We start from the raw sequence: 19,407 nt of genomic DNA on the forward strand, positions 1-19,407 counted from the left end.
AATGGGGCGGCGGAGTTTTCCCGCCCCATTTTTTTAAATGAATGGGGGGAGAGAACATGCGCCGCAAAGGTGTAAGCTATGCGAAGTACGGTTATATCTTCAGTCTGCCTTTTATCCTCGTGTTCCTGGTCTTCTCGTTGTACCCGATCTTGTACACCGCAGCCATTGGATTTACCGATATGAAGGGATTAATTCCGAAGCCGATCCACATCCTGGACAATCCGTTCCAGAACTTCAAGGATCTTCTGCTCGACAACGCCTCGTTCCGGCAGTCCCTCGTCAACACCGGGCTGCTCTGGATCATCAACTTTATTCCTCAGATTATTCTCGCGCTCTTGCTCACCGCTTGGTTCACCAACAAGAGGCTTAACCTCAAGGGACAAGGCACGTTTAAGGTTCTTCTCTATATGCCGAACATCATTACGGCAAGCACGATCGCCGTGCTGTTCAGCACGTTGTTCGCTTATCCGATGGGGCCCGTGAACAGCCTGTTCCATGCGCTCGGCTGGTCCGATGCGCCGATTAACTTCCTCCAGGACAAAATGACGGCTCGAGGCATCGTGGGCTTCATCCAATTCTGGATGTGGTACGGCAATACGATGATCGTCCTTGTCGCGGGCGTTCTGGGCATTAACCCGGCCTTGTTCGAAGCGGCGTCCATCGACGGAGCGAACGGTGTTCAGACGTTCTTCCGCGTTACCCTGCCGAGCCTTCGGACGATCATGCTCTATACGCTGATCACTTCGATGATCGGCGGGCTGCAGATGTTCGATATTCCGCAGCTGTTCATCACCCCGGCAGGCGGACCGGACAATGCGACGCTCACCACGTCCGTGTTCATCTATGGGCAAGCGTTCAAGGGCAGCTACATGTATAACAAAGCCGCAGCCGCCAGCATGATCATGTTCGTTATCGCGGCGGTGCTGTCCGCCTTGCTGTTCTACCTGATGCGCGATCGCGACGCGTCGAAGCTGAAGAAGCAATTGAAGAAGCAGAAGCAAGCCGCGAAAGCGGCGGCAAGGGGGGCGTAACCGATGGCCAATCTTCAGAGGAACGTTCCCGTCTCCCACGGAATCAACAAAACGATCATCTATATCGTCTGTATTTTCCTGGCGGTGCTGAGCATTCTTCCGTTCTGGATCATGTTCGTCAATGCGACTCGTTCCACGCCGGAAATCCAGAGCGGCCTGTCGCTGATCCCGTCAACGCACCTCAAGACGAACTGGGACGTGCTGACGAGCAAGAGCTTCGATCCGCTTAAAGGGTTCTTCAACTCGCTTATCATCTCCGGCTTCTCGACGCTGTGCGCGGTCTACTTCTCGTCCTTGACCGCTTACGGGTTGGTCGTGTACAACTGGAAGCTGCGCCAGCCGTTCTTCACGTTCATCATGTGCGTTATGATGGTTCCGGCGCAGGCCAGCGCAATCGGCTTCTACCAGTTCATGTATCAGATGCACTGGACGAACAACTTCCTGCCGCTTATTCTGCCCGCGATCGCCTCTCCGGCGATAGTCTTCTTCATGCGCCAGTACCTGCTCGGGGCGCTGAGCCTCGAGATCGTGGAGGCGGCCCGGATCGACGGGTCCGGCGAGTTCTCCACGTTTAACCGAATCATCCTGCCGATCATGGTGCCGGCCATCGCAACGCAAGCGATCTTCGCCTTCGTCGCGAGCTGGAACAACCTGTTCATGCCGCTCATTCTGCTGACGCAGAAGGAGAAGTATACGCTGCCAATCATGGTCAGCCTGCTGCGCGGCGATATTTACAAGACGGAGTTCGGCTCGATCTATTTGGGACTGGCGCTGACTGCGCTTCCATTGTTTGTGATATACTTCTTGCTGTCTAGGTATATTATCGCAGGCGTGGCGCTTGGCGGCGTGAAGGAGTAATTCCGACTTCTCCCGGAGCGCCAGCCGAGCGAAGATTGGCATGGGGGATGCGGACGTGTACAACAGAACGCGGGTGCTGCACAGAACGCGGGTGCCGCTGGCGCTGGCAGCCGGTCTTGCTCTTGTCGCAACGGGCTGCGCGGCCCATTCGGACAACGATAATCCCGATCTGGGCGGGGCTTCGGACGGGACGGTAACGATCAATATGATGCATCTGTACCCGCAAGCCGGGGCGGCAGGCCAATACCGGATCGTGAGCAAAATCATCGACGAGTATCAGTCGGAGAATCCGAACGTCGTCATCAAGCAGGAAGTGTTCGACAACGAGCAGTACAAGGCGAAGATCAAGGTGCTGTCCGCCATCAACGAGCTGCCGGATGTCGGCATGACTTGGGCGGCCGGCTACTTGCAGCCGTTCGTCGGCGGCGAGCTGTTCGCGCCGCTCGACGATCTGCTCCAAGGAGACCTGAAGGATTCGTTCGTTGCCGGCACGACCGAGGCCTATGCCATCGAAGGGAAGACATACGCGCTGCCGCTCGAGTTTAATCTCGCTCCGATCTACTACAACAAGCAGATTTTCGAACAATATGACCTGCAGGTTCCGACGACCTACGCCGACTTCCTGAACGTCGTCCGGACGCTGGAGGACCACGGCGTCGTTCCGATTGCGCTCGGCAACAAGGACCGCTGGACCGGTTCGCTGTGGTACATGTACATGGCCGACCGCGTCGCGGGTGCGGAGAAGCTGGCGAATGCGCTTAAGGGCGAAGCGAGCTTCACGGACCCGGGACTCATCGAGTCGGCGAAGATGCTGCAAGAGCTTGCGGGGATGAACGCGTTCAACGAAGGATTTAACGGGCTCTCCAACGATGAAGTGAAGGAACAATTCATTCAAGGCAAAGCCGCCATGTATCTGATGGGAACGTGGGAGCTCCCGAACTACACGACCAATCAGAAGGTGGCGCAGCAGCTCCGCAACAACATCGGATTCTTCAAGTTCCCGACCATCGCCGGCGGCAAGGGGAACATCGATAGTTGGGTGGGCGGCCCCGGCGTCGGCCTGTTCGTTGCCGAGAATTCCCCGGTGAAGGAGGAGGCGAAGAGGTTCGTCGAATACTTCGTGAAGCGATGGGGAGAAGAGTCGGTCACGGGCGCAGGCGTCATTCCGGCGACGAAGGTCGATACGGCGAAGGTTCGGCTTCCGCAGCTCTACACCGATCTGCTCAACGAGCTGAACAAGGCGACGAGCATTACGCTGTTCGCCGACGTTCAATTGAATTCGAGCGCGGCTGAAGTCCACTTGAACCAGATCCAGGCGCTGTTCGGCGGGGCCGTCACCCCGGGCCGATTCGCCGCGGAGCACGACAAGGCCGTCAAAGCCGGCGGTCCATAGGCCAGCATGGGAAGAAGGCCGTTCCGCCGACTGCGGGGCGGTCTTGCCCCGAATGGCGGGGCGATTGCGATTGCCGGATTGCAACAATCGCCCGGCGGCCTTCGCTGGAGCGCGGGAGTGGCCGGGGAGCGGCGGGAGAGCGTTGCGAATGCCGGAAAAACCGGCATTTGGGGCGCGGGAGTGGTCGGGGAGTGGTGCGAATGTCGGAAAAACCGACATTTGGGGCGCGGGAGTGGAGGGAGAGCGTTGCGAATGTCGGAAAAACCGGCATTTGAGGCGCGGGAGTGGTCGGGGAGTGGTGCGAATGTCGGAAAAACCGGCATTTGAGGCGCGGGAGTGGCCGGGGAGCGGCGGGAATGTCGGAAAAACCGACATTTGGAGCGCGGGAGTGGAGGGAGAGCGTTGCGAATGTCGGAAAAACCGGCATTTGGGGCATTGGAGCAGATGGGGAGCGGCGCGAATGTCCAAATTTATGTGAAATTTCATATTGGCGCGGCTCGATAGGGGGCGATATGGCGGATTTTATGCGAAAAATCACATTCGTGGAGGAAAATCCCGCTCGAATTGTCGCATATATGCTAAAAATCGCATAAAAACTCTCTATTTGTTCCAATTCATGCCAACGAATGTGAAAAATCATAAAAACCGCAAAAGTTACCGCATCGGCAGACCACAAACGCATCTGTAGGCCACAAGCGCATCGGTAGACCACAAACTCATCTGTAGACCACAAGCGCATCGGCAGACCACAAACTCATCTGTAGACCACAAGCGCATCGGCAGACCACAAACACATCTGCAGACCACAACCGCATCGGCAGACCATCAACACATCTAAAAGACCGCATACGCTCTACAAAACGCAACCGCACCTGCAGACTGCAAACGCTCCATAGACCACTAACACATCTATAGATCACAAAGGAGAAACTATAGTTTCCCAAGTGCAAACACGATCGAGATAAACTAATCTACAACTACTATGTTTCTTTGCTTTTTATTTTTGTAAGCGATTACAATTCGGCGGGTGTGAGACGTTCGCTATTGGGTGCGGATGCGCGGTTACGATTGTGACTGCGACTACGGCTGCGACTGTAACTGTAACTGTAACTGTAACTGTGACTGTAACTGTAACTGAGACTATGACTTCGAGACTATGGCTGCGACTGTAACTGTAACTGTAACTGCGACTGTGACTGTAACTGTAACTGTGACTATGACTTCGAGACTATGGCTCCGACTGCGACTGCGACTATGACTATGGCTTCGACTGTGACTGTAGCTGCGACTACGGCGGCGGAGATCGCGACTGCGACCATGCCAGCAACCGCGCCGGTTTGTCCCGTCCACACTTGGAGATAGGAGAGATGCACGTGAGAAAAATCCTGTTGGTCGACGACGAGATGTTCGCCCGCAAAGGGCTGATCGGATTGATTCCGTGGGAGCAGTTCGGCTTCGAGGTGGCGGGGGAGGCGGAGGACGGCGAGGAGGCGCTGGCCTTGATCGAGCAGGTGAAGCCCGATGTCGTCATCACGGACATCCGGATGCCGGTGCTCGACGGCTTGGAGCTGATCCAGGAGGTGCGCTCCCGCGGCGGCCACGCGGTTCGCTTCATTATAATAAGCGGCTACGGCGACTTCAAATACGCGCAGCAAGCGGTGCGCTTCGGCGTCCAGGATTACCTGCTGAAGCCGATCGAAGAGAGCGAGCTGACCGCCGCGCTGATGCAGATCCGCGAGCAGCTCGACAAGGAGCAGCCGCACTCGGAGGCGAGCAGCGCCCTCGTGCAGGCTTCCTTGTTCGAGAAGCTGCTCTCCGGCCGGGCGGACGGGCCGCTCGTCGCCGCAGCCTCGACCTCGTTCGGCCTCAAGGAAGAGACGGCGCTTCGCCACTTCGCCGTCGAGCTGAACGATCTTCCGGCCGCCAGCCCCGAGGCCGAGCGGATCGAACGGACGGAGCGGGCGAAGACGGCCGTCGCCCGTGCGGCGGAGCGGCTCGGCTTCCGCACCGCCCCTTATGTGCATCTTCGCAGCGAGTTCGAGCTCGGCTTCCTGCTGCCGGCCAAGACCGATCCCCGCGAGGCCCGAACGATCGGCGACGAGATGGCTCGCGCTTGCTCGAAGGCCGCGGGCTGCACGGCGAAGGTGTACATCGGCGAGGCGGTGCCCGGTCTCGCGCAAGCTCGCCGCTCCTATCTCAGCGGCCTGGAAGCGATGAAGCACAAGTATGCGCTGGACGAGAAGAACGTCATCGTGGGCGACGAGTTGACCGCCTCGGCCTTGCACTATCGGGAGATCGACAGCTCCGTCTACGCCGAGCTGATGGACCGCCTCGAGGAGAACGACATGACGGCCGTTCGCGATGCGGCGGATAAGCTGTTCGCGGCCTTCCGCGAGCAGGTATTCGCCTATGACTCCGTCGCGGCGGCGATGTCCCGCTGCGTGCACGGGGCGACCCGGATCATCCAGACAATGGAGGGAGATCCGGCCAGCCTCGCTTCTCTAACGCCGATGCTTGAGTGGGCGGCCGCGCCCAAGACGCTTCGCGGGCTCCAGACGACGCTGCTGATTTTCCTAACCGAATGTGCGGGTTACATCTGTGAGCTGAGAGGCAAGGTGAGCAAGGGAGACATCGCCAAGATCAAGGCGTACATCGACCATCATTACAACGAGAATATCAGCCTTAAGAGCATCGCCGCGCGATATTACATGAACCCGGTCTATCTCGGCCAACTGTTCAAGAAGACGTACGGCAGCTACTTCAACGATTATCTGCTGCAGCTCCGAATCCGCGAAGCGAAGCGCCAGCTCCGCCAGACCGACAAGAAGGTGTACGAGATCGCCGCAAGCGTCGGCTTCAACAACGCCGATTACTTCGTTACCCAGTTCGAGAAGGTCGAGCGCAAGACGCCGACCGAGTACAAGAACGCTCTCTTAGAGAAGATTTAACGGCGGTGATCCGATGCAGGCGAATGGGAAGAGGATGATAAGCTTCAATAATGTCAGGCTGCGCAACAAGATGCTGATCGTCTATGTGCTCTCTGTGCTTATCCCGATTGTTCTGACGAACGTCATCTTCTACAACATCACGTCCAACAACGTGAAGAAGCAGAAGATGAGGGACATCTCCCTGGCGATCGAGCAGATTCGCAACGACTTCCTGGCTCAGGTCAACGCGGCCGTGGGCATCTCTTCGGTCATCTACAACGATTCCATCCTGATTCAATATCTGGAGAAAAATTACGACACGCCCTCCGATTACGTCAACAATTACCAATCCTACATGCTGGCCATGCTGAACAAGTACAGTCCCGTGTACGAAGCGATCCAGAGAATTACGCTGTATACGGACAATGCGACGATCATCTACGGCGGGCAAGTGGAGCGGATTACGGACAAGACGAGGGAGCAGCCGTGGTTCCGGCAGATCAGCGAGTCGCCGCTGTCGGCGCCTCTGCTGCTGCGGACGATTCCCGATTATGTCGGCGCGACCGGCGACATGCTCAGCGTCGTGCGCAGGATCAACGAGCCGGGCGGCACGCAGCAGTGGGAGAAGCTCATGAAGATCGACATCCACCCCGAGTCGATCCGCGAGCTGTTCCGCAATGTCACCCTGGAAGGGAATCTGTATCTCCTGCAGGGCAACGAGGTGCAATATACGACCAACGCCGCACTCCCTCCGTCCCGAATAGCCGATTTCTCCTCCTCCTCGGTTCCTCAGAGCACGATTGTGATCGAGGCGGCTTTTTCCAACGTCTCCTATCTGAGCGATTGGCGAATTGTCGGAGAATTCAAGGAGTCGGCGGTGCTCGAGGAGGTTCGCAAGTCGAAGAACTTCGTCCTCTATCTGGCCATTCCGAACATTCTCGTCTCCACGCTGGTCATCATCTGGTTTACGCGTTCCCTCAATTCCCGATTGGTGAAGATCCTCAAGCACATGAAGCGTGTCAAAAACCATTCGTTCGAGACGATTGACCGGCCGGAGGCGGACGACGAGATCGGGCAGTTGACCGTGGAATTCAATCGGATGACGCTGCAGATCAAGAGCCTCATTCATGACGTTTATATCGCCGACATCCAGAAGAAGGAGCTGCAGCTCAAGCGCAATCAATCGCAGCTTCATGCGCTCCAGAGCCAGATCAACCCGCACTTCCTGTTCAACTCGCTTGAGACAATCCGCATGCGCAGCTTGATGAAGAAGGAAGAGGAGACGGCCAAGATCATCCACAACATGGCGAAGATCTTCCGCAAGTCGCTCGCCTGGGGCAAGGACTGGGTGACGATCAAGGACGAGCTCGATCTCGTCGCTTGCTTCCTTGAGATCCAGAGGTATCGGTTCGGAGACAAGCTCGACTTCCGGATCGAAGCCGATGAAGCGGTGCTAGGGCAGATGATTCCGAAAATGACGCTGCAGCCCCTGGTCGAGAATGCGAGTATTCACGGCATCGAGAAGGCCAAGGGACCGGGCCTCATTCTCGTGACGGTCGCGAGGAACGAAGAGGAGGAGCTTGTCTGTACCGTCAAAGACAATGGAGCGGGCATCGCCGCCGACAAGCTTGAAGCGCTTCTGCATGAGCTGGAGCACAGCGAGGACATCGGGGAGAGCGTCGGGATCAAGAATGTCTACTACCGCCTGAAGCTGTACTACAAGGACAAGGTGCGCTTCGAGGCAAGCAGCGAAGAGGGGGGCGGAACCGAGTTCCGCATCGTCGTTCGGGATGAAGAAGAAGGAGCTTCATTAAATATTCTAAGTATGAGATAAAGTTTATCCGGTAAACAAACCCTTCGATAAATTTTATAATGAAAGTGCTTACAAAACAATAAATCCTAGCGGAAGGGGTTCGAACGAAGTGGCAAAGAAACTACTGGTCGCCGGTATGGCCGCCGCGCTGGCGGTCTCCGGGGTTGCCTGCTCGAACGGGAACAATAACGGAGGCAACGACGGCAAGAGCGCATCGCCCAGCGCACCAAGCAGCAGCAGTCCCGCTGCATCGGAGACGGCATCGGAGAAACCGCTTGATAAAGTAACGTTCACTTTCTTTAACGGGGTTGCGGGCGAGAAGGACCTCAATACGAACGAGACGACGATCGGCAAAGCGCTCGAGGACCAGACCGGCGTCAACTTCAAGATCGAGCATCTGGTCGGCGACCTGAATACGAAGATCGGGACGATGATCGCTTCCAACGAGTACCCGGACGTTCTCGTTCCCGATGCCGCGATCGAAGAAGTGCTCAAGGCCGGCGGCTTCATCGCCCTCGACGATCTGATCGAGCAGTACGGCCCGAACATCAAGCGCGTCTACGGCCCGTACTTCGAACGCATGCGCGCCGATTACGGCGGCAAGATCTACTTCCTTCCGTTCTCCGCTCAAGTCGGCGACTTCTCGGCCGATCCGAACATCAACCAGGGCGCGTTCTGGGTACAGCGCCGCGTGCTGAAGGAAGCGGGATATCCGCAGATCAAGACGCTGGACGAGTACGTGAAGCTTGTGGAAGACTTCGTCGCCAAGCACCCGGATGAAGACTTGACCGGCATGGTCTCGCTTACGCACGACTGGAGGTTCTTCGCCACTTCGAACCCGCCGATGCACCTTGCCGGCTTCCCGAACGACGGCAACGTCATGGTCGACGTCAACACGTACGAGGCCAAGAGCTACGCCGGAACGGACTTCGAGAAGCGCTGGGTGCAGACGCTGAACGACCTGAATGCCAAGGGGCTGTTCGACAAGTCCTCCTTCGTCGACAACTATGACCAATATATTGCGAAGCTGTCCTCGCACAAGGTTGTAGGCTTCTTCGACTACGGCTGGCAGATCGGAAGCGCGCAGAACGTGCTGAAGGATGCGGCGCGGAAGGACCAGTCGCAGGACGACTTCGTCTACTTCCCGCTGGCGGTTACGTTCGACGGAACGCATGATCAATACCTGGACCCTCCGGGCTGGACCAGCAATCGCGGCGTCGGCATCACGAAGAGCGCGAAGGACCCGGCTCGCATCATCCAGTACTTCGACAACCTGCTTAAGGAAGAGAATCAAATTCTGAAGAGCTGGGGCATCAAGGGCGAGACGTACGAGGTGGACGCGAACGGCCGCTTCTACCGGACGGCGGAGCAGATCGCGAAGCTGGACGACACGTTCAACGAGCAATTTGGCTTCAAGACGTACGACTGGGACTGGCCGCAATACAACACGTCCTCGACGCTTGCGGACGGCAACTCGCTGGCACCGGGCTACCAACCGGAAGTATTCCAGCTCAGCCTGACGGAAGGCGACAAGACGATTCTGGGCAAGTACGGCGTCAAGACGTACGCCGAGCTGTTCGACACGCCGGAGGATCGTCCTTGGTACCCGGCATGGAGCATTCCGAAGGAGCAAGGCTCGCCGCAGCAGATCTGGGAGACGAAGAAGGACGAGCTGCTTAAGAAGTACTACGCGAAGCTTGTGCTGGCGAAGCCGGCGGACTTCGAAGGCGTATGGGCCGAATACACGAAGGAATTCGGCAAGCTGGATACGGTCGGGTATGAGACTTGGTATGCGGAACAGATCAAGAAGATCGTGGAAGTTGCCAAGTAACAGGCGATGACCGACAGAGAGGGAAGGCCGGTCTCGCGAGCTGCAGCCAACGCAGCTCCGGCCTTCCCTTCCTGCTCTCAATATGGCTTGGCCCGAACGGAAGGAGACAAAGAGATATGGAGAATAAAGCCGCACTTGCAGCGTCTCCGCAGACGCCGGCGAATAAACCGAACGGGCTGACGCTGATCATCAAGAGACTGATCCAGCAACGCACGCTTGTCCTGATGTCCGTGCCGTTCGTCATCTGGCTGTTCGTCTTCAAGTACGTCCCGGTCTGGGGCTGGACGATCGCCTTCCAGGATTATCAGCCTTCGCTCTCCTTCAAGGAACAGGAATGGGTCGGCTTCCACCACTTCCAGTCGCTGTTCTCGGAAGATCGGTTCCTGATCTCCCTGCGCAATACGCTCGCGATGAGCGGAATCAATCTCGTGCTCGGGTTCGTGACCGCTGTCTCGCTCGCGCTTCTGCTGAACGAAGTCCGGAAGGTCGCGTTCAAGCGCGTCGTTCAGACGGTCAGCTACTTGCCTCACTTCATCTCCTGGGTCGTCGCCGCGGGCATCATCCAGACGATGCTGGCTCCGGACGGTATTTTTAACGAATTGTTGAAGACATTCGGCTTCATCGAGAAGGGACAGGAGATTCTGTTCCTCGGCAAGGCAGAATGGTTCTGGGGAATCTTCGGCGCAAGCTCGGTATGGAAGGACGTCGGCTGGAACACGATCGTCTATCTGGCCGCCATCAGCTCGATCGATCCGGCTCAGTACGAGGCGGCGGAGATGGACGGAGCCGGCCGCCTGAGGCGGATGTGGTTCATCACTCTTCCCGGCATCAAGCCGGTCATTATCGTCCTGCTTATCATGAACATCGGATATTTGCTGGAATCGGGATTCGAGCCGCAGTACTTGCTCGGCAACGGCATGAACGCCGAATATTCCGAGAACATTGACATATTCGTTCTGAAGTACGGGCTTCAGCAGTTCAACTTCCCGCTCGCAACGGCCGCGGGCATGTTCAAGACGGTCGTCAGCTTCGTGCTCCTCTTCTCGGCGAACCATATCGCCAAGCGGCTCGGGCAAGACAGATTGTTCTAGACAAGGAGCGGTGATCCGCAATGGCGAATTCAACTTCCACAACTTCCACTACGCAGCCCGGCCGTTACTCGAGGCGCGGCTCCTCGGCAGGCGACCGCGTGTTCGATATTGTGAACTATATTTTCCTCACCTGCCTGATGATCGTGACCCTCTATCCCTTCCTGAACACGCTTGCCGTCTCCTTGAACGCGGCGAGCGATTCGATCAAGGGAGGCATTCACCTCTGGCCGCGGGTGTTCTCCGCAGAGAACTACAAGTTCGTCTTCAACGAGGCGACGATCTACAACGCGACCTTCATCTCGGTGCTGCGCACGGTGCTCGGGACGGTTGTCACGGTGTTCGCCTCGGCGATGGTCGCCTATACGATCAGCCGGCCCGAATACGTGCTCCGCAAGTTCATCACCATCGCATTTATTATCACGATGTACATCAACGGCGGCCTTATTCCGAACTATCTGCTCATTCGCGACCTCGGGCTGATCAACAGCTTCTGGGTGTACATCTGGCCGGGCGTCATCGGCGTCTTCAACCTGATCATTATCCGGTCGTTCATCGAGCAACTGCCGGAGAGCGTCATCGAGTCGGGACGGATCGACGGGGCGGGGGACTTCCGCACGTTCTTCAACATTGTTTTCCCGCTCTGCCTGCCCGTTCTGGCTACGGTTGCGTTGTTCACGGCGGTATACCAATGGAACTCCTGGTTCGACGTGTTCCTGTACAACTCGTCCAACGTCAAGCTGAGCACACTGCAGTACGAGCTGCAGAAAATCCTCCAGAACTCCAACACGACGTCGAGTGCGGAGACAGCATTCGCGAATTCGGGAAGCGGCGCGTCCATCAAGGTATCCCCGCTCTCGATCCGCGCGACGATGACGATCGTGGCCGCCGTGCCGATGATCATCGTCTACCCGTTCCTGCAGAAGTACTTCGTGAAGGGAATGACGGTCGGCGGCGTGAAGGGGTGACGGAATTCGTCGCTGTGGGGTTTACCGCCGCGCGACCGGGGCGGTAATGTGCGCTTGGCGGCGCCAATGGCTGCCGCGTACAAGGTTGAAATATCCTCGTCCATATGCATAAATCACACCGTTCCGCGGGAAAATGTGTACAACTGTCATCGCGGCCATCGCGACGAGGAGGTTGTGCAGGGGATGTCTCTTTACAATGTGCTGCTTATTCTGGCTGCGGCGGTGTGCTTGTTTTCCTTGGTCAGCTCCTTTTATTTCATGCGCAAGCAGGAGCATAAGGAGCTCGACAAAGACATCAGCGGCACGACGGTGCGCCATCCCGTCGCCGCGAATCCGATGGTGATCGGGTACTGGCTGTTCCCCATCCTCGTGGTGCTCGGGGCCATTGTGCTCGCGATGTTCACCCGGTAACGGCGAAGGAGGCCAGAACTTATGGACAAGAGACATTATTACGTGTCCGTGCAGGCGAAGACGGTCATGTACAACCAAGGCGACGCGGCCTACGAATTCGAGATTATGGCGACCGAGCAGGAGTTGGACAAGCTGCGCGACTTGTTCGTCGAGCTGGAGGGCTGCGAGGAGGATACGACATTCCGCGCCCACTACCCGGGCATTCCGTATCACCACGACTCCGAGAACGACCAGTACGACTACATTCTGAAGCAGATCTACGGCCTCGTCGGCGAACTTGGCACGGAGAAGACGAGGAAGCACATCCATTCGATGAACCTGCAGATGGGCGTCGAGCGGGAGTTCTGAGCTTCTGGTTCGTCTAAAGGAGAAACAAGAAACGCCCTCTTTTGCCGGAACGTCCGGAAGGAGGGCGTGTTCGTGCTTTTGTCTGCAATTCTTCTTATTCTTAATTCTGCTCCCTAACCTTCGCCTTCGCGGCTGCGGCACCCGTTGCCTTCTGGTCTGCCGGGTGGCTGGTCTTCTTGATGAAGAAGGCGAGCGCCAGACCGACGATGCCGATGCCCACGATAACGAAGTAGGCGTCGTTGATGCCTTGAATCGTCGCATTGAGCTTCAGTTGGTCCGTCAGCGATGCGCCGGAAGCCATCATGTCCTTGATATGGCTCGTTGTCTGGTTGGTCATAACGGTGACGAGCAGCGACGTTCCGATAGCGCCCGAGACTTGGCGGACGGTGTTGGAGATCGCCGTACCGTGCGCGTTCAGCTTGGCGGGAAGCTGGTTCAGACCGGCCGTCTGGATCGGCATCATGAACAGGGCCATGCCGATCCGGCGCGCGGTGGACATGAGCAGCAGATACGTGTAGCTGGTCGAATCCGTCAGGTTGACGAAGCCGAGCGTCGTTCCGATCGTGATGGCGAGGCCGATGACGGCCAGCCACTTGGCGCCGAACCGGTCGAACAGCTTGCCGGTTACCGGCATCAGGAAGCCCATGATGAGCGCCCCCGGCAGCATCAGCAGCCCGGATTCGATGGCGGTGTAGCCGCGAGCGTTCTGCAGGTACAGCGGCAGAAGCATCATATCCGCGTACATAACCATGGTGACGGCGATGTTGATAACGGTCGTGAGCGAGAACATATTATACTTGAATGCTCTGAGGTCGAGCAGCGGCATCTTGGCCGTGAGCTGTCTCCAGACGAACAAGACCAGCGAGACGACGCCGATGACGATTGTCCAGATGACTTCGGCGCTGTCCCAGCCAAGGCTGCCGGCGCGGCTGAAGCCGTACAGAATGGCGCCGAAGCCGATTGTGGAGACGGCGACGCTGTACACGTCGAGCTTGGCTTGCTCGGGCTCCGAGACGTTCTTCAGGTAGACGAAGCCGCAGACGATAACGATCAAGGCGAACGGGATCATGCCGTAGAACATCGTCTCCCAGGCGAAGTTCTCGAGAATGTAGCCGGCGAGCGTCGGGCCGATGGCCGGAGCGAAGATGATGGCGAAGCCGACCATCCCCATGGCGGCGCCGCGTTTCTCCGGCGGGAAGAGCGTCAGGATAACGGTCATCAGGAGCGGCATGATGATGCCTGCGCCTGCCGCCTGGATCATGCGGCCGACCAGCAGCACGTCGAAGCTTGACGAGAGGGCCGAGACAATCGTACCAATGAGGAAAATAAACATAGCAGACTGGAACAGTTGCCGAGTCGAGAAACGCTGCATCAGGTACGCCGTAATCGGAACGAGCACGCCGTTAACGAGCATGTAGCCGGTCGTCAGCCATTGCGCTGTCGAAGCGGCGATAGCGAAGTCGTTCATCAATTCCGGAACGGCGACGGTCATGACCGTCTGGTTCAGCGTCGCGAGGAACGCGCCCAGGATCATGATAAACAGGATGGGGCCTTTCTTAATGGAGTCTCCCGTCAAGGGAGGTGCATGACTGATCTTGCTCATCGTTGCTCATCCTTCCAATCTTTCTTGTGACTAGTTTACACTCTGTTGTATAATCAACGCGATGAATAAGATTATAATCCGTTTCGGCGGTTTTACAAGCGACGATTTCGCCCGGAGTGTCGATTAGTTTACATGTAAGGGGTTCCATGTCATCGATAGTCGCGAAGTGCGACGGATGACGGAAGTTTGTAGCACGTAGAGACTAGAGAGGAAGGCGAACAACCTTGAGCAACGGATCGCAACGAATCGATCCTCGCATTGTGCGAACTCGGCAATTGATCAAGGAAGCTTTTATCGAGCTGCTGTGGGAGATGGACCTGGAGAAAATATCCGTCAACAAGATTGCGGAGAGGGCGACGATCAACCGGGTTACGTTCTATTTGCATTACCGCGACATTCCCGACATGCTCGAGAAGATGGCGGACGAGATGATGGACAACATCTACGCCATTTTGAATCGCACCGACAGCCAGCAGGGGGGTAAGCCCGGCCAGCAAGATCAGGAGAGCTGGCCGACGCTGGTCGCGTTGCTCGAGCACATCGCGGAATACTCGAAGTTCTACACCGTGACGCTGGCCTTCAAGCGCTCCCCGATCTTCACGGACCGGCTGCTGAAGCCGCTGGTCGGCATTATCAAGGATAAAGTCGAGAGCTCGGGCAAGGACTCGTTCCTGGCCCGCAATGCGATCCCGAAGGACATCGCCGTCTGGTTCGGCTCATCCGCCATGATCGGCATGATCAACTCCTGGCTTCGCGCCGACATGCCGTATACGCCCCGCTATCTGGCGCAGCAGATGGCGCTGCTGCTGCCTCATTACTTCGGCAATGATTAATATACGAACTTCTTCTGAGCCCAGAAGCTGAAGGCGAACAGAATCGCTTCCGTCATAAGCTTCGCGGCAAGCAGCGGGATGCCGATGCTCTCGTGGAAAGCGTAGAGCAAGCCGTAGTTGCTGAGCAGAATGATTGCGACGAGGGCATAATACCTCGGCATGGACCGCTTGAGCGAACGCGAGGCCGTCGCCGGGATTCGCTCCTTCTGCTTGCTCTTCTTGCCGAATACGAAGGCGCGGTTCATCCCGAAGTTGAACAGCGAGCTGCCCGTCCTGGCGCCGACGACGGAGAAGAACAGGTTCCAGTCGATCGCCTGGAACAGGAACAGCAGCAGGATGTCGAGCAGCGCCGAGAGCCCGGAGGAGGCGCAGAACTTCAGGAACGGGAAGTAGATGCGCGCGGAGTCGACGAGCGGCCGGAAGTGGGACGACTTGTTCTCGTCGAGGTAGACGGTGTCGATGGGCACCTCGATCAAGCGATAGCCGGCCTGCTTGGATTCGAGCAGCATGTTCATCTCGTACTCGAACCGCTCGCCGGGAATCTCGCACAGCCATTCGAGCATGTCCGGCGAATAACCTCTAAGGCCGGTCTGCGTGTCATGGATCGGCGTTCCGGTGGCGGCGGAATAGACCATTCGCGTAGCGGTGTTGCCCAGCCGGCTGCGCGCCGGCACCTTGCCGGTGAATCTGCGGCTGCCGAGGACGATGTGCCTCGGGTTGTCGCGCACGGCGGTCGCCACCTTCATAATGTCCTTCGGCAGGTGCTGCCCGTCGCTGTCGGCGCAGACGACGCCATCGCTCTCGCCGCTCCGGCGGATATAATCAAACCCGATCTTGAGCGCCCGCCCCTTGCCGCGATTGACGGGAAGCGTCACGACCGTGCAGCCGGCATTGCGCGCCGAGTCGAAGATGCCGCGGTAGCCTTCGCCGCTTCCGTCGTCGACGACGAGGATCGAAGCATCGCTGTTTTCCTTAAGCGAGTGAATAAGCCCGAGGAGCCGCTCGTCCGGTTCATAAGAGGGAATAAGAATTGTCATGTCGGCTTCCTCCTTCATTATTCCTTCAAATAAATAATGTCGCTGACGCCGCGTTCGTTGCCCTTGCCGAGGGGTTCGTTGACGACCCTGCCCATGAAGTACATCGTCGAAGAGCCGCCGCCGTCGAGATTGTAAGCTTCGGTTGCGCCGAGGTCGACGAACAGTTGCGCGAATTCGTCAAGCGTCATGCCGCGGCTATACCCGCTGCTGCGCCCGTCGACGACAACGAACACGTAATGGTTCGGCGCGATCATGCCGATGCCCGTTCGCGGGTTGGCGTTCTGGATGGTCCGGTTGCCGAAGTTCGTGTCGATCTTCACCTTGCTGAAGTCGCCCGCGATCGCACCGTCCTTGACGAGCACCGGACCGAAGGAGAACGTGTTCGTCACGCCTTCGGCGAGCAGCTCGGACGAGCTTACTTCTTCTTCGTTGTACGACATCATCGTGCCGTCCGCCAGCGTGGCGAAGCCGTCTCGCTCCGGCTCGTCCCGGTACAGCTCGCCGTTGCGAATCACAACCCCCGTATCCCGGAACCCGTAATAGTCCCCGTTGATGGCGAAGATGGCGTCATGATTTTCCGCGATGGTTGACGTATCCTGGGTGATGTTCGTTCCGAACGAATCCTTGGCGAAGGCGGTGAGCAGGCTCGACGCGTCCTTCAGCACGACATCCGCTACGTAATAGGTAATCGTGTCGCTCCCGGAGCCCGTCTGCACCTTCTTGATGCTGATCGTCTGGGTATCGCTGGAGTAATTCCAATCGTCGGAGGTCACTTGCCCCGGATCGGAATCCGCCTCCGACCCCGTGTCCGAATTCGAGCCCGACTGCGTCTCTGGACCGGTCCCGGAGCCGGACGCAGCTTCCTCTCCCGCGTCGTTCGTGACGACGACCTCCACATGTTCGATCAGATAACGATCGGCAAGCTTATAAGCGATAGCTCCCAGAATGGCGAGAATAATGACGATGATGAGAATGACTTTGGTTCTTGTGCGTATGCGCTTCATGGACATCTCTCCTGACTGTTGCGATAGACAGCTTGCGATAGTGTCATTATGGGGAGGCTTCCTGAAGCCTCCGTGAGAGAAACCTGAAGGTTGGATGAAAAAGCAAGGGGACGCCAGAAACGCGGCGCTGCTGAAAGCCTGATTGTCTGGAGAATCTGCTTCTGACAAGACGGCCCAACTTCCCAGCTTGTGTTTCAATCCTCGCCGATGCGGTTATATGAAGGGTAAGAACGTTCATTACACCCCCGACTCGGGGCTGCCAGAGGAGGACATTCGAAATGCTGAGAGCGATGGATGTCAACTTGGACGCAACGGAGATGGTGCTTACCTTGGAGCAGGAGAACACGCCGATCACAATCGAGTACATGAAGCTGGATCGCCTGGAGAAGGTGAAGGAATCGGTGAGGAAGCTGCTGCGGACGGTTGAGGTGGACGGAATCAAGATGATCGTGCGGGGGATCGAGGAGCCGATTGTGATCACGAGCGACAGGCTCGGGGATTACGAGCACGTCGAGAATTACCTCCTGAACACGGTCGCGGAGAAGTACGAGGTCGCTGTGCTGCAGTAGTTCGCGCAGTCGCGGGACGACGCTGCCCAAGCCGATTATGGCTTGGGTTTTCTCGTGTTTGGCGGCGGTAGGGACAGTGGAGGCGACTATGCCGGTGGTTGCCAGGATTTTATGTGAAAAACCACATTCGCACTCGCGGATAACGGGCCAATCGGCTGATTTTATGCGAAAAATCACATTCATATGGGTTGTTCCGACCCGAACGGCCCGTATATATGCGGAAAATCATATAAAACGCCCCGATTTGTGCGAAAGATGAGCCGACGAATGTGAAAAATCGCATAAATCGCGCCTCAACCGCCTCAAACGCCTCAAACGCATCAAACGCATCAAACGCATCAAACGCATCAAACGCATCAAACGCATCAAACGCATCAAACGCATCAAACGCATCAAACGCATCAAACGCATCAAACGCATCAAACGCATCAAACGCATCAATCCCCCCTTCCGCACCAGACACATCAATCGTTCAAAGCCTCTCAACGGTCTCAATCGCTCCCATCCGCCGCAAACTCCCCACGCTCACCAAACACATCAACCGGACCAAGCCTCTCGACCGTATCCTCAACCGCCCCAAATCCCCTCAATCTCGCGAGCCGCCCCGAACGGGTTTTATTGGCTTGACCGCCTCAATTGAAGATGATAATCTTTATCAATAAGCAGCCGTGCTTAAACCCTGCAATTCCACCCGAGGTGACCCGCACTTGTGAAACTGATGGAACGATTGGAGACCTTCATCGTATTGGCAGAATGCGGCTCGTTCACGGAAGCGGCCAAGAAGCTGTTCTGCTCGCAGCCCACGATCAGCCATCATATTCAGAAGCTGGAGGAGCAGTTCGCCGCGCCGTTGTTCATTCGTACGGGGAAGAACGCACAGCTCACGAAGCAAGGCGAGATTTTCCTCCAATATGCCAGGCAGATCGAGCAGCAGATGCAGCAAGCGCATATTGCCGTCCAGAACTCCATGAAGCAGGAGAGCATGCTTCTCTCGGTCTATGTCAGCCAATACTTCGCGAATTACTACTTCGACGACATCCTGCCGAAGCTGCATCACCAAGGCGCCCGTTACCGGCTGGAGATCAACGCGTATTGCTATGAAGATCTCAAGCAGGCGCTCGTCGATCGCAGAACGAACTGGGCGATCATGCCGTATTACCCGGATGACGAGTACATCCGCTCCGAATTTACGGTGCATACGATGTTCGAGGATGAATTTATGCTCGTTCTGCCTCCCGGCCATTCCCTTAACCTTCGCAAAACCATCTATACGAGAGATCTCCAAGACGAGACCGTGCTTATTCCGAGGAGCAAGTTCATGGTCGGTTCGCTGCAGAAGGAGTTGGGCCGTCTCGAGCTGAAGGTTCAGTATTTGCAGATGAGCAACTTCGAGGTGATCAAGCAGGCGGTCAAGAGCGGCCTCGGGATCGCTTTCCTTCCTCATCAGGCTCTCCGCAAGGAGATCGAGACGGGGGAGCTCGCCGCGAGAAGGCTGCCGTTCTTCCGCTATCACCGCCAGAACGGCCTGCTGCTTCGCAACGATACCCCGTACTCCCTCGAGGAGATCTCCTTCTTCGAACGGATGCGTTCCTACTTCAGCGAGGAGCAGCCTGCCCTGGGCGAGATCGCCGATCTTGGCGGATGGAATCTGTAGCATCAAGAAGTTGAATAGATCGATGCAAAAAAATGATAG

Annotated in this window: 18 protein-coding genes; 14 read left to right on the forward strand and 4 right to left on the reverse strand. The window is 57.1% G+C overall.

What is annotated here, in order from left to right; translation table 11 throughout:
• The first annotated feature begins 56 nt into the window (after window positions 1-56).
• From E6C55_RS21010 to E6C55_RS21060, 11 genes are all read left to right on the forward strand, one after another.
• Complete coding sequence (locus E6C55_RS21010) at window positions 57-1,031, forward strand: carbohydrate ABC transporter permease (RefSeq protein WP_136371782.1); 975 nt, start codon at window positions 57-59, stop codon at window positions 1,029-1,031.
• A gap of 3 nt (window positions 1,032-1,034) precedes the next feature.
• Window positions 1,035-1,889: a carbohydrate ABC transporter permease gene (locus E6C55_RS21015; RefSeq protein WP_136371783.1), complete on the forward strand. Its 855-nt coding sequence runs from the start codon at window positions 1,035-1,037 to the stop codon at window positions 1,887-1,889.
• A 55-nt stretch (window positions 1,890-1,944) separates the two neighbouring features.
• Window positions 1,945-3,282 carry an extracellular solute-binding protein gene (locus E6C55_RS21020; protein ID WP_230986784.1) on the forward strand — a complete coding sequence of 446 codons (1,338 nt, stop codon included), beginning with the start codon at window positions 1,945-1,947 and terminating at the stop codon, window positions 3,280-3,282.
• Window positions 3,283-3,638: 356 nt separating this feature from the next.
• Window positions 3,639-3,875: a hypothetical protein gene (locus tag E6C55_RS21025; protein ID WP_136371785.1), complete on the forward strand. Its 237-nt coding sequence runs from the start codon at window positions 3,639-3,641 to the stop codon at window positions 3,873-3,875.
• A gap of 780 nt (window positions 3,876-4,655) precedes the next feature.
• Window positions 4,656-6,230: a response regulator transcription factor gene (locus E6C55_RS21030; protein WP_168735786.1), complete on the forward strand. Its 1,575-nt coding sequence runs from the start codon at window positions 4,656-4,658 to the stop codon at window positions 6,228-6,230.
• Window positions 6,231-6,264: 34 nt separating this feature from the next.
• Window positions 6,265-8,043, forward strand: a complete 1,779-nt coding sequence (locus tag E6C55_RS21035; protein ID WP_136371787.1) for a sensor histidine kinase — start codon at window positions 6,265-6,267, stop codon at window positions 8,041-8,043.
• Between the two features lie 88 nt (window positions 8,044-8,131).
• Window positions 8,132-9,853: a type 2 periplasmic-binding domain-containing protein gene (locus tag E6C55_RS21040; protein ID WP_407923758.1), complete on the forward strand. Its 1,722-nt coding sequence runs from the start codon at window positions 8,132-8,134 to the stop codon at window positions 9,851-9,853.
• Between the two features lie 116 nt (window positions 9,854-9,969).
• Window positions 9,970-10,944, forward strand: a complete 975-nt coding sequence (locus tag E6C55_RS21045; RefSeq protein WP_136371789.1) for an ABC transporter permease — start codon at window positions 9,970-9,972, stop codon at window positions 10,942-10,944.
• Window positions 10,945-10,964: 20 nt separating this feature from the next.
• A complete protein-coding gene (locus E6C55_RS21050; protein ID WP_136371790.1) occupies window positions 10,965-11,909 on the forward strand; it encodes a carbohydrate ABC transporter permease in 945 nt (314 codons plus the stop codon).
• A 183-nt stretch (window positions 11,910-12,092) separates the two neighbouring features.
• Window positions 12,093-12,320 (forward strand): hypothetical protein, encoded by a 228-nt coding sequence (locus E6C55_RS21055; RefSeq protein ID WP_136371791.1) that lies wholly within the window; start codon window positions 12,093-12,095, stop codon window positions 12,318-12,320.
• Between the two features lie 21 nt (window positions 12,321-12,341).
• The gene (locus E6C55_RS21060) at window positions 12,342-12,668 is read left to right on the forward strand and encodes a hypothetical protein (protein ID WP_136371792.1); all 327 of its coding nucleotides are present in this window, start codon (window positions 12,342-12,344) and stop codon (window positions 12,666-12,668) included.
• Window positions 12,669-12,768: 100 nt separating this feature from the next.
• Here the strand turns inward: E6C55_RS21060 and E6C55_RS21065 are convergent, their stop codons facing one another.
• Window positions 12,769-14,271, reverse strand: coding sequence for a DHA2 family efflux MFS transporter permease subunit (locus E6C55_RS21065; protein ID WP_136371793.1), 1,503 nt, complete (start codon window positions 14,269-14,271; stop codon window positions 12,769-12,771).
• Between the two features lie 224 nt (window positions 14,272-14,495).
• On the opposite strand from E6C55_RS21065, the gene E6C55_RS21070 reads away from it, so the two are divergent.
• The gene (locus tag E6C55_RS21070; protein ID WP_136371794.1) at window positions 14,496-15,104 is read left to right on the forward strand and encodes a TetR/AcrR family transcriptional regulator; all 609 of its coding nucleotides are present in this window, start codon (window positions 14,496-14,498) and stop codon (window positions 15,102-15,104) included.
• Here E6C55_RS21070 and E6C55_RS21075 read toward each other — a convergent pair.
• Window positions 15,101-16,141, reverse strand: coding sequence for a bifunctional glycosyltransferase family 2/GtrA family protein (locus E6C55_RS21075; protein ID WP_136371795.1), 1,041 nt, complete (start codon window positions 16,139-16,141; stop codon window positions 15,101-15,103). The genes E6C55_RS21070 and E6C55_RS21075 overlap by 4 nt on opposite strands.
• A gap of 17 nt (window positions 16,142-16,158) precedes the next feature.
• Window positions 16,159-17,145, reverse strand: coding sequence for a phosphodiester glycosidase family protein (locus tag E6C55_RS21080; protein WP_136371796.1), 987 nt, complete (start codon window positions 17,143-17,145; stop codon window positions 16,159-16,161).
• 278 nt (window positions 17,146-17,423) lie between these two features.
• Between E6C55_RS21080 and E6C55_RS21085 the strand changes: the two genes are divergently transcribed.
• A complete protein-coding gene (locus E6C55_RS21085; RefSeq protein ID WP_136371797.1) occupies window positions 17,424-17,714 on the forward strand; it encodes a hypothetical protein in 291 nt (96 codons plus the stop codon).
• 109 nt (window positions 17,715-17,823) lie between these two features.
• On the opposite strand, the gene E6C55_RS21090 is transcribed toward E6C55_RS21085, so the two are convergent.
• Complete coding sequence (locus E6C55_RS21090; protein ID WP_168735787.1) at window positions 17,824-18,177, reverse strand: hypothetical protein; 354 nt, start codon at window positions 18,175-18,177, stop codon at window positions 17,824-17,826.
• A gap of 255 nt (window positions 18,178-18,432) precedes the next feature.
• Between E6C55_RS21090 and E6C55_RS21095 the strand changes: the two genes are divergently transcribed.
• Complete coding sequence (locus E6C55_RS21095) at window positions 18,433-19,368, forward strand: LysR family transcriptional regulator (RefSeq protein ID WP_230986790.1); 936 nt, start codon at window positions 18,433-18,435, stop codon at window positions 19,366-19,368.
• Window positions 19,369-19,407 lie beyond the last annotated feature (39 nt).

It is taken from the genome of Cohnella fermenti (genome assembly GCF_004801405.1).
In the GTDB taxonomy this organism is placed as follows: domain Bacteria; phylum Bacillota; class Bacilli; order Paenibacillales; family Paenibacillaceae; genus Cohnella; species Cohnella fermenti.

Bases quoted from the DNA above. Each gene is read 5' to 3' on its own strand.
- E6C55_RS21075 (WP_136371795.1), bottom strand. From the start codon at position 16,141: ATGACAATTCTTATTCCCTCTTATGAACCGGACGAGCGGCTCCTCGGG.
- E6C55_RS21045 (WP_136371789.1), top strand. From the start codon at position 9,970: ATGGAGAATAAAGCCGCACTTGCAGCGTCTCCGCAGACGCCGGCGAAT.
- E6C55_RS21035 (WP_136371787.1), top strand. From the start codon at position 6,265: ATGATAAGCTTCAATAATGTCAGGCTGCGCAACAAGATGCTGATCGTC.
- E6C55_RS21050 (WP_136371790.1), top strand. From the start codon at position 10,965: ATGGCGAATTCAACTTCCACAACTTCCACTACGCAGCCCGGCCGTTAC.
- E6C55_RS21010 (WP_136371782.1), top strand. From the start codon at position 57: ATGCGCCGCAAAGGTGTAAGCTATGCGAAGTACGGTTATATCTTCAGT.
- E6C55_RS21095 (WP_230986790.1), top strand. From the start codon at position 18,433: ATGGAACGATTGGAGACCTTCATCGTATTGGCAGAATGCGGCTCGTTC.
- E6C55_RS21065 (WP_136371793.1), bottom strand. From the start codon at position 14,271: ATGAGCAAGATCAGTCATGCACCTCCCTTGACGGGAGACTCCATTAAG.
- E6C55_RS21080 (WP_136371796.1), bottom strand. From the start codon at position 17,145: ATGAAGCGCATACGCACAAGAACCAAAGTCATTCTCATCATCGTCATT.
- E6C55_RS21060 (WP_136371792.1), top strand. From the start codon at position 12,342: ATGGACAAGAGACATTATTACGTGTCCGTGCAGGCGAAGACGGTCATG.
- E6C55_RS21025 (WP_136371785.1), top strand. From the start codon at position 3,639: ATGTCGGAAAAACCGACATTTGGAGCGCGGGAGTGGAGGGAGAGCGTT.
- E6C55_RS21015 (WP_136371783.1), top strand. From the start codon at position 1,035: ATGGCCAATCTTCAGAGGAACGTTCCCGTCTCCCACGGAATCAACAAA.
- E6C55_RS21055 (WP_136371791.1), top strand. From the start codon at position 12,093: ATGTCTCTTTACAATGTGCTGCTTATTCTGGCTGCGGCGGTGTGCTTG.
- E6C55_RS21085 (WP_136371797.1), top strand. From the start codon at position 17,424: ATGCTGAGAGCGATGGATGTCAACTTGGACGCAACGGAGATGGTGCTT.